Source organism: Pedobacter hartonius (assembly GCF_900107535.1).
GTDB lineage: Bacteria > Bacteroidota > Bacteroidia > Sphingobacteriales > Sphingobacteriaceae > Pedobacter > Pedobacter hartonius.
In genome coordinates this window covers 1-9,967 of sequence record NZ_FNRA01000025.1, presented here as the reverse complement: position 1 = coordinate 9,967, position 9,967 = coordinate 1, and the positions used below count along the sequence as shown (strand labels likewise).

Annotated in this window: 10 protein-coding genes; 5 read left to right on the top strand and 5 right to left on the bottom strand. The window is 43.5% G+C overall.

Features of this window, described 5'->3' with window-relative positions; all coding sequences use genetic code 11:
* On the bottom strand, positions 1-683 hold a 683-nt coding region (locus BLW16_RS22575), incomplete at its 3' end, for a hypothetical protein (protein ID WP_217631628.1).
* Between the two features lie 673 nt (positions 684-1,356).
* Between BLW16_RS22575 and BLW16_RS23400 the strand changes: the two genes are divergently transcribed.
* The 3 genes from BLW16_RS23400 (at position 1,357) to BLW16_RS22565 (ending at position 3,262) form a co-directional block, all read left to right on the top strand.
* Positions 1,357-1,521: a hypothetical protein gene (locus tag BLW16_RS23400; RefSeq protein WP_175470688.1), complete on the top strand. Its 165-nt coding sequence runs from the start codon at positions 1,357-1,359 to the stop codon at positions 1,519-1,521.
* Between the two features lie 3 nt (positions 1,522-1,524).
* A complete protein-coding gene (locus BLW16_RS22570) occupies positions 1,525-2,004 on the top strand; it encodes a hypothetical protein (protein ID WP_090560154.1) in 480 nt (159 codons plus the stop codon).
* Positions 2,005-2,290: 286 nt separating this feature from the next.
* Positions 2,291-3,262, top strand: coding sequence for a DUF6268 family outer membrane beta-barrel protein (locus BLW16_RS22565; RefSeq protein WP_139298387.1), 972 nt, complete (start codon positions 2,291-2,293; stop codon positions 3,260-3,262).
* Between the two features lie 32 nt (positions 3,263-3,294).
* Here BLW16_RS22565 and BLW16_RS22560 read toward each other — a convergent pair whose 3' ends face one another.
* Entirely contained in the window at positions 3,295-4,290 is a 996-nt protein-coding gene (locus BLW16_RS22560; RefSeq protein WP_317039988.1) for a S66 peptidase family protein, read from the bottom strand.
* Between the two features lie 233 nt (positions 4,291-4,523).
* Between BLW16_RS22560 and BLW16_RS22555 the strand changes: the two genes are divergently transcribed.
* Positions 4,524-6,011: a serine hydrolase domain-containing protein gene (locus BLW16_RS22555; RefSeq protein ID WP_217631627.1), complete on the top strand. Its 1,488-nt coding sequence runs from the start codon at positions 4,524-4,526 to the stop codon at positions 6,009-6,011.
* 25 nt (positions 6,012-6,036) lie between these two features.
* Positions 6,037-7,677, top strand: a complete 1,641-nt coding sequence (locus BLW16_RS22550) for a M28 family peptidase (RefSeq protein WP_090560151.1) — start codon at positions 6,037-6,039, stop codon at positions 7,675-7,677.
* Positions 7,678-7,687: 10 nt separating this feature from the next.
* Here BLW16_RS22550 and BLW16_RS22545 read toward each other — a convergent pair whose 3' ends face one another.
* From BLW16_RS22545 to BLW16_RS22535, 3 genes are read right to left on the bottom strand one after another with little or no spacing between them, the layout of a single operon-like run.
* Positions 7,688-7,978: an Rdx family protein gene (locus tag BLW16_RS22545; RefSeq protein ID WP_090560150.1), complete on the bottom strand. Its 291-nt coding sequence runs from the start codon at positions 7,976-7,978 to the stop codon at positions 7,688-7,690.
* A 46-nt stretch (positions 7,979-8,024) separates the two neighbouring features.
* A complete protein-coding gene (locus tag BLW16_RS22540) occupies positions 8,025-9,041 on the bottom strand; it encodes a WD40/YVTN/BNR-like repeat-containing protein (protein WP_090560149.1) in 1,017 nt (338 codons plus the stop codon).
* Entirely contained in the window at positions 9,041-9,472 is a 432-nt protein-coding gene (locus BLW16_RS22535) for a DUF2147 domain-containing protein (protein ID WP_090560148.1), read from the bottom strand. The genes BLW16_RS22540 and BLW16_RS22535 overlap by 1 nt, the downstream gene beginning before the upstream one ends.
* Positions 9,473-9,967 lie beyond the last annotated feature (495 nt).

The window sequence follows — 9,967 nt, the reverse complement described above, 5'->3', positions numbered from 1 at the left end:
GAACAATACAAAGCGATCTTTGCAACATTTGTATCTGCTGGAACAGGTGTTTGTGATGATTCTCCCTCACTTCCAGTGCCCCCGCCGGAGCCGCCGCCAATTGTGCCAGGAGGAACTGGAGGAGGTGGCAGTTGTCCACTACCTGAACAATTGGTTTTTAGATATGAATCCGACTTTCTCCAGCCCCCTTGTCCACATCCGGGGATATTTGTGGGCGGAGGACAAGCGAATGCATAAGGTGTTTGGGAACTGGGTGATTCGGTAACAGTAACAGTGAGACCTTCTGAGCATGACCGTGTCCAGGAACAAACTTCTATGTAGCTGCAAGACTGAGTATTTAAAATGTTTGAAGATTTTAAGGCTTTATCAGCAAATTTGTTGTTTGGCTTAAATTTTCCTTTATTGTATTCATAAACGTATTCCTCATTTGATACAAGGTTGTAAAGCGTGAGATTTCCAGAAAAACCAGAGGAAAATTTCACTGAATCATCAACAGACTTCTTGTAGCCTACAAAACTTTCAATATAAAAATTTTGATCGCCGTCTAACCTTCTTAACAGTAGGAACTTGGAAATGTTTTGCACACTTATTTTTATATCCTTCCTACTTGAAGTATTCATCGCTTTTGCAGTCAACGGGACATAAAAATAAGCAGTATCACCATTTTTGATTTCTTTTGTCATAGACCAATTTGGCTCCCAATAGTATTTTAATGTATCATTGATCCTAGTAGATAGCTTGTCCCGATAGTTAATTTCGCTAAAAGCCGACTGTATGGAAGCTAAAGATTCTGATTTATTAAAATCCAGCAATTCAGATTTTCGGCAAGCCTAACTAAACACTGCAAACATCGCAGCAGTGATAATTAAAGTCTTCATTAATGTCATAAAATTAGAATAAATAGGCGTTAACTTATTTAGGTGCAATAATTATTTAGAAACAAGTTCACAAAAACTTTTGATAGTTTCATTAAAATAAAAAATTAAGAATACCATTATTACTTACTTAGACCTCATAGACGTGGACGGATTAATTAGAGTACAAACTAGACAAACCCATCCATTATATACTACTTCTACCTTTTTAAAAAATTCAAAATTTGCTTACAATCTTCTATAAAAGTGTTCGACATTTGTCCCATAGGGGACACCATATTTAATGATTAACATTAGCAACTTTCCTCAAATCCTCAGCAAACTGGTTCGATATTAATCCTATTGGGTGTACATCGCCAAAAACGGCCTCTAAATATATTTAGAGGCCGTTTTTGTTTATTAAGGGTTTGGTCTTAAACTCATCTTGTTACAAACAAACATTTTATGTAATTTTGAGGTAGAGTCAAAAGGTCAATACATTATGGAGAAAGATAAACATACATTTGATCAGGCAGAATTAGAGCTCTTGAAAGAAGGTCTAAAACGCTCCTATAAAGAACGCTTTGAAATGGCTACCCGTTTATTCAAAGTACAGCAGACTATGAATAAAGCTTCTATAACCCATAAACCTTTTATCAGCAAATAACCTGTGGATATCTTTGACGAAGAAATCTTAAAATTCTGGAAAGCACTTCAGAACAACAATGTCCAGTATATTATGGTAGGTGGTTATGCTACTAACTTACACGGATACCAACGTTTTACAAGTGATCTTGATATCTGGCTCAAAGACACCTTAGAAAACAGGCAGTTATTGCGTAAAGCCTTTAATGATTGTGAAATCGGCGACTATCCAATGATTGAATATATGCAATTTATACCTGGATGGACTGATTTTCACTTGAATAATGGACTTCGCCTGGATATTCTTATTGACATGAAAGGTCTGGAGGGATATACCTTCGATGAATGCCTTGAAATGGCATCTGTGGCAGATATAGAAAATGTCAATGTTCCATTTCTCCACATCAACCAATTAATTGAAAATAAGAAAATTGTGAATCGCCCAAAAGATCAGATTGACGTGCTTGCATTGGAGCAAATAGTTCAGTTAAGAAATAAAGAATAGGGTATATCTTAAAGATGGACACACGCTGTGTTCAAAATACAACGGCGTCATAAGCCTTCGTTATCTAAACACAGGCAAATAAACAGTTTTTCGCCCCTCGTTACTTTTAAAAACCAATTTCCTCAAATCCTCAACAAACTGGTTCGATATTAATCCTATTGGGTGTACAAGCCTCTTTACATCATGTAGAGAGGCTTTTTTGTTTACGGGATTTTATTTAAAATAATTATGCATCCTCAGTAAGGGTAAGTGCCGCCCTGCGTGTTTCAGGAATAAACATGATTAAATGGCAACTGTTCTATCTCCGGGATTTAATCCCCAAAATAATCTATCAGCCACAATTGGCAACTTAAAGATGCTGCTGACAATCGTATTCATCACGGTGGGCCAGCATGCTTTTTCGCAGCTTATGCCAGAAAACACTTTGAACATCAACAGCACATATATTCCGGCCAGCGGTTACAATCATTCAAAGAACTTTGAAGACACAAAATTAAAGACTGCCCAGCAAAGTACAAATCTGGGATACAGCTTCCCGATTTCTGCTAAAAAAGATTCGCTGACAGGGATGGTCAGCAGCTGGACAGGATCCCTGAGCGGCGCATATTCCAGGCTGGATCATAAGGATGACGTAAATAATCTTATTCCCAGCAGGTTATTGTCATCAAACCTCGGCATAACCCACTTCCGTTCCATCAATGCCAGCTGGTCTATGCTTAGCACGTTATCGGCAGGGATCAACGCCGACCTTGAAAAAGTAAGTTCACATGACCTTTTTATCAATGGGGCCTTCCTGTTTATCAAGACCTACAGCCCTACGTTTTCAATAGGTTTCGGTGGTTTCGTATACAATGCAATCAATTCCCCCCTTGTGCTGCCGGCATTTATACTGCAATGGCAAACCACGGGCAAGTTCCGGCTGAACATTGATTTTCCTTCTGAGATCAGTGTGGCCTATCATACCTCAGAAAAAACAGAGCTAAAGCTGGCATTCAGACCAAAAAATATAAGCTACGACGTGGAAAACAAAGTTGACCCTAAGAAAACTTTGCTGAATTACTGGGAGCTGCCCGTTGGACTGGAAAATAAATGGAAAGGAAAACGAATAGACTTTATGCTGTCAGCAGGAGTTACGACGCTGAGAAGCTTTCAGTTTGGAGAGAGGGGGATCAAAAATATTTATCAAACCCCGCCTGCCCATCTACTTAAGCCAAATGTGTTTGTGAATGCAGGAATCAGTTACCGCTTAAATAAATAACAAGATTAAAGCTCTCCGCTCTCCTCCTCATCTTATAACCCCGATCTCAATTCCGGATATGAATCAACCGACCACATTTTACTCCCCCCTGCCCCCACGTCAAGTATATGCTGAACACCACATCGGAGTGCAGCATTATTTTTCTGGTGTCCTACGGGGAAATCGAAACAAACAGGGTAGTCATATTCCTGAACCTTTTCCATTACGATTTCATAAATTGATTTGCCAAACTCCTCTCCCGCATCATCAGGTTTCAGTTTAAAGCCTCCGATCACCAAGCCGGCAAGCCCGGAGAGTTTTCCCCGGCGCTTCAGGCTCCACAACATCCGGTCAATGGTATACAGATATTCCCCGGTATCTTCCAGGAACAGGATCCTGCCTTTGGTATCCGGATCGGAGCGGGTACCGGCAACGGATTCGATAATACTTAAGTTCCCGCCTATCAGTTCACCCTGTCCCCGTCCCTTCCTGTTCGCTGCAGCAGAAGGAGCTGTATACTTAAAATCTTCACCGGAAAGTGCCTGCCTGATGGACAGGATGGTGGAGATCTGTATGGGCTCCGCCCGCGCCCAGTCGGACGGGAAACTGTTACACATTTTCGAATGTAAAGTAGCGATGCCGAAATTCCGGGAAATATGACAATGCAGTACGGTCACATCACTGAATCCGATCACCCATTTAGGATGGCGGGCAAATTGCTTAAAATCGATTTGATCAATGATCCTTACCAGTCCGTATCCGCCTCTTGCACACATCACCGCATGAATGTGAGGGTCATCTAACATCCGCTGAAGATCAGCCGTACGCTCTGCATCTGTACCGCCATAAGTAAAATCCTTTTTGCCGACAGCCGCCCCGATTTCCACTTTAAATCCCCAGCTCTCTATCAGCTGAACCGAAGGCCGGATCTCCTCCAGGCTAATATATCCTGCAGGACTGGTAATGCCGATTGTGTCGCCGGGATTCAGATACGGAGGGATTTTATGCCGGTGCATATGTTCGTGTGAGGGAACAGCCCAACTCTTCAAGACTGAAAGTGATGCCCCAGCCGTGACTAAAGAAGAAATAAATATTTTTCGGTTCATCCAATGATATAAGACCTAAATTTAACATTTTACAATAGCATATGCTCCATTCAAAGCTTTCTTACCGGAATAAATAATCAATTTTCAAATCAAAAGAATTTTGTAGATTGTAACATTACAATTCAGCTGTCATGATGCCTAAGATTTATATAAGCCTCCTTTTATCTGCTTCCAGCATGATCACATTTGCACAATCTTATCAGCCGGCGGTTTTTAAAGATCAGGACAGGGTAAAAAAAATAGCAGCAACTTTTTCGGTGATTGATCAGCTGTACAAAACCTATGCAGAAGAAAATCATATTCCGGGAATGGTTTACGGGATTCTGGCAGATGGAAAACTGATACATACAGGTTACATTGGGTATACAGATATCAGCAATAAAACTGTGGCCGGTACGAAATCAGATTTCCGGATCGCTTCGATGACCAAAAGTTTTACGGCGATGGCCATATTAAAACTTCGCGATGAGGGAAAACTAAGGCTCGATGACCCCTTGAGCCTCTACATTCCAGAAATGAAAACTGCAAAATATCCTACGGCAGATGCATCCTCCGTAACGATCAGACATTTGCTGACGCATTCGGCTGGTTACCCGGAAGATAATCCATGGGGCGACCGGCAGCTGGCAGCTACAGAAGAGGAGCTGCTGAACATCTACAAAAAAGGTGTTTCATTCTCTAATGATCCCGGACTGGGCTACGAATACAGTAACCTGGGTTTTGCCACCCTTGGATATATCATTAAAAAGGTTTCAGGCCTCTCCTACCAGGATTATATCACACAAAATATACTGAAGCCGCTGGGCATGAGCCATACCTACTGGGAGTATGCAAAAGTGCCGGATGACCAGCTCGCACACGGATACCGCTGGGTAAATTCCGGATGGGTAGAACAGCCGATGCTCCATGACGGTTCTTATAGTGCAATGGGCGGGCTGATCACTACGATAGAAGATTTCAGCAGATACATGGCCCTCCACCTGTCTGCATGGCCTCCAAAAGACGACCAGGAAAGCGGTCCGCTGAAAAGGAGCTCTATCCGGGAAATGCAGTACCCATGGAACCTCTATGCCCTGAACCCGGCAGAGAAGACAGTGAACGGAAGGCCCTGCCCTACCGTGAATGCCTATGCATACGGCTTACGCTGGACCAAAGACTGTGATCACCGTGTTTATGTTGGCCATACCGGAGGCCTTCCCGGATTTGGGAGCCAGTGGACGGTTATGCCTGAATATGGGATCGGCATTGTTGCCTTTGCAAACGCAACTTATGCCAGGGCAGGCGTGATCAATATGCAGGTGCTGGATACCCTGCTTTCGCTGTCAGGAATTGGCCCGCGTCAGCTACCTGCTTCAGCCATACTGAACAAGCGTAAAAATGAACTGATTAAACTCCTGCCCAAATGGGAAAATGTAGCGCAATCCGGCCTGTTTGCACAGAACTTTTTCCTGGATTATTTCACCGACCGGCTAAAAGCTGATGCCGCAGCAGCCTATTCCCAGGTAGGTGAGATCAGAAAAATCAACGAACTGGTAGCGGAAAATCAGCTGAGAGGATATTTTATCCTGGAAGGAACGAAAGCAAATATCCGCATCACATTTACTTTAACGCCCGAAAACCCGGCACTGATACAGGAGTACCATCTTGATCTGATCCCGAAATAAAACGACCATAAAACAAACATTATCCATGTACTTAAAGAAAGTAACACTACTGACCGCTGTTTGCGCCGCACTAAATGCCACCACTGCATTTGCACAAAATATTACGCTGGATAAGAATATCCGGGAAGCTCTTGAACAGGTGCAGCCAGACCAGATCAGGGCAGACATCACCTACCTGGCAGACGACAAGTTAAAAGGCCGTATGCCTGGTACTGAAGGCTTCCAGATGGCAGTTGATTATGTAACAGACCGGCTAAAGTCGACGGGTGTTAAACCCGCAGGGGAAAATGGCACCTGGCTGCAAAAGTTAAACCTGCGCAGGGCTTTTACAAATGATGCCCTGCTGTCCTTTAACACAGGGCAGGGCAGCAATGTACCTTTACCTGGTGCGGGCAGTTATATCGTTTATCCGAATCCGGCTGTGGCCAGCGTTAAACAATCCTCTTCGCTGGTATTTGCGGGTTATGGCATCAGTGAGCCCGGACTTGGTTATGATGATTATAAAGACATCGATGTAAAAGGTAAAACGGTGGTCATCATGCGGGGCTCCCCTGAAAAATTCTCCTCATCAGTAGCCGCCCATGTAATGAATGTCCGCATGTTACTCAAAGTAGCCGCAGCTCATGGTGCCGTGGGTGTAATTATTGGCAATGCAGACGCTAATGTTAAAACGATAACGGGCCCGGCCAATGGGGTTTACAGCGTGACAGATAATAAAGGCAATGTAATTGTATCACAAAGTTATTATTCAGGGCAGATCAGCTTTCTGGCCTCAGTGACACATGAACTGTTGAATTCTTTTTTTAAAACCTCGGAAAAAACCCTTGAACCGGTGATCGAAAAGCTCAAAGCCGGAGTGCCACAGTCCTTCGTCATCCCACAGGGTGTCAATGTGTCTTTTACCACTACCTGGAAGGACATCGTCAGTTATAATGTAATTGGAAAGATTTCAGGTGCTGATCCGGTTCTTAGAAATGAATATGTGGTACACAGTGCCCACCTTGATCATTTAGGAATTGCCAAACCTGTCGAAGGCGATTCACTTTACAATGGCGCACATGACAATGCCTCTGGTGTAGCCAGCTTACTGGGAATTGCAAATATATACAGCCATATTAAGGTAAAGCCCAGGCGCTCCATACTGATCGTGATGGTTACCGGCGAAGAGATGGGCGACCTGGGTTCTGAATATTTTGCCCTGCACCCTACAGTTCCTGTAAAAAGCATGGTTGCAGACGTAAATACAGACATGCCTACCATTATTGCCCCGCTATTATCGGTAACAGCACTGGGTGCTGAACATTCCTCGCTGAACAAACAGGTAGATCAGGCCGCTGCCTGCCTCGGTCTAACTGTGGAACCAGATCCTGAACCTAAACAGGCACGTTTTACCAGAAGCGATCAGTACAGCTTTGTGCTGGCAGGGATCCCTGCCCTTCATATTAAATATGGAAGCAAAACCCCTGACGGCAGGAACAACCTGACCGAACTTGTGGCGAAATGGAGGGCAAAGTACTACCATAAACCACAGGATGATATCAATGGATTGTTCGATTTTGAAGCAGGAAAGAAGTATGCACAGCTCAATTTCCTGATTGGCTACTTCGTTGCCCAGGACCTGACAAGACCTGTATGGAATAAAGGTGATATCTTCAGTACCAGATAAATTCCTATGCTTAGGCCGTTTTATCAGAATGGCCTAAGCTCTTTTCAGGGCTTACCACATCACGAACGATCTGCTTTAGTTCTTTGATCTCAGGAAAGCGGCCCTTCTCTTTCCTGTCGAAAACTACCGTACCGTCGATCCTGATGATATAGGAACCGCCAACTTCACTGGGCTGCAACAACACGCCATGCAGCTCATCGGTAAAGGTACTGAGCAGCTCCTGCCCCATATAAGCCGCCCTGAGCATCCATCCGCATTTCGGACAATATTCTATACTAACCGTTGGTTTTAACGTTGTCATATGTGTAAGTGTTAAATTATTTACGGATCAGGAATGGCCGTTGATCTTATTTCATTTTTAACGAATAGATCATTCCCTTATTTCCGGCCAGCAACACAAGGCTGCCTTTCTTTGCCCTTTTAATGGCATTGAAACTTTCATCGGAGATATGGTACCACCTTTGTCCGCCGTCTTTGGAAACATCAGTTCCCGAAGTACCTGTAGCAAAACAGTTCCTGGCATCATACCATATCACTCCGGACCGGTAGCCGAAGACAGGCCTGCCGGGCTTATCCCAGGACTTGCCGCCATCCCTGGTCAGCAAAATATTATTTGAGTTTTCCTTATCCTTCTGATAGTCGCCCCCAACTACTATGCCCTGGTTGGCATCATAGAAATCTATGGAAAAGGCACCTGTGCTGCTCTGTCCCTGCAGTATGGGGCAATCATACTTCCGCCAGGCTTTACCGTAATCATCGGAAGTATAGATATTTGATTTAGTTCCCCCCGTGGCTATCCACACCTTGCCTCCCGGCAGGGTCTTGATGGTACTGCCACTGGCCGCAAAACCGGCCTCGCCCGTTGCCATTTCAAATTTCAATGCCGGACTGGAATCTTTCCAGGTCTTTCCGCCATCAGTTGTCGTCAGAAGCTGCAGATGTTTTTGAATGGGATCACCAAAGATGATCCCATTCTTTTCGTCCCAGAAATCCATTCCATCGAGGAATATTGCTGAGTCGAGGTTCTTATAACTTTCCGTCCAGCTCTTCCCGCCATCCTCAGTACGAAGGATATACGCCGGGGAGCCCGCGTTGATAATGACCGCACGATTTTCATCAAAAGCTTCAATATCACGAAAGTCGAGCTTTTCGTATCCTTTAGGTTTTGTCCACTTCCAGATCTTTCCTCCATCAGTAGTTTTACCGATAGCCCCGTTGCTCCCGCTCACCCAGGCTATACTGTCAGAGATAACGGAGATCCCCCTGATGCTGGTATTACTTTCACGGGTCAGCGACCCCAGTTCATAGGTTTGTGAAATTCCGGAAAAAGGGATCAGAAGTATCAAATAGAAGAGTATCCGCATTATTTAATCCTCTTCCAAACTTCTGTTCTGCCAATTAATGAGATACCGACATAACCCCTCATATTCAAATCTCCATTATCTTTGATATTCATATTACAACTATAGGTTTTCCCTGATTTAGGGTCATATATTTTACCGTCTGTCCATTTATCATCGTCATAAACAAAATCCTTTAAGATCTCCATTCCAAGGATTGGCTTGCTGCGCAAACTGGCATTCGGGTTCTTCAGATCTGTTTTCACAATTCCTTTTTCATCTTTCTCGGTCTTCAGCCATACGATCTTGCCGTAGTACTTCGTCCCCTTTTTAAAAATTTCTACATGTGCTTCGCCAGTTGAATTGATCCACTGTCCCAGAATAGCATCCTTATTCTGCGCAACGCCCGTTAGAGAGATTACTGTAAACAGTAATAACATTGAAATGTACCTCATAAGTTTATATTTAGTTTAGGCTATCTAGTGGCACAAGACAACCCCGCTTAAACACATTTTAAAGAACATTCCTCTCCTCAATTCTCATCGATTTTAAGGCTTATGTCAGAGTTTTGGCAGAGTTTTGAATCTGTATCCCTTGGAATAGCACTAACAAATATAAACCATTATTGATGAATTCCTATGAACTAAAAGAGCCTTGCAGAATTAACTACAAGGCTTCTCTTTTACTCTGCGACCACAGTTCCATCAGCCCCAGAATGAAGCACGTAGAGAGGCTTTGACACCTTCGCAGTCTTCTTAGTCTTCTGAACAGTGGGAAAAAGTACCTTGTAACAAGCTTCATTCTTCCTTCTGTGGTCATTATCTAGTTCTTCTCTTGCCTATAGCATTTGCTGCGTGGAATTGCAACAATAAAATGGACATTCAGTTAAGCTGCAATATTTTCTTTATTTAAGTTTTTACCAAATTCCTCCGGGGACAAATATCCCAGTG

Bases quoted from the DNA above. Each gene is read 5' to 3' on its own strand.
- BLW16_RS23400 (WP_175470688.1), top strand. From the start codon at position 1,357: ATGGAGAAAGATAAACATACATTTGATCAGGCAGAATTAGAGCTCTTG.
- BLW16_RS22565 (WP_139298387.1), top strand. From the start codon at position 2,291: ATGGCAACTGTTCTATCTCCGGGATTTAATCCCCAAAATAATCTATCA.
- BLW16_RS22555 (WP_217631627.1), top strand. From the start codon at position 4,524: ATGATCACATTTGCACAATCTTATCAGCCGGCGGTTTTTAAAGATCAG.
- BLW16_RS22550 (WP_090560151.1), top strand. From the start codon at position 6,037: ATGTACTTAAAGAAAGTAACACTACTGACCGCTGTTTGCGCCGCACTA.
- BLW16_RS22545 (WP_090560150.1), bottom strand. From the start codon at position 7,978: ATGACAACGTTAAAACCAACGGTTAGTATAGAATATTGTCCGAAATGC.
- BLW16_RS22540 (WP_090560149.1), bottom strand. From the start codon at position 9,041: ATGCGGATACTCTTCTATTTGATACTTCTGATCCCTTTTTCCGGAATT.
- BLW16_RS22535 (WP_090560148.1), bottom strand. From the start codon at position 9,472: ATGAGGTACATTTCAATGTTATTACTGTTTACAGTAATCTCTCTAACG.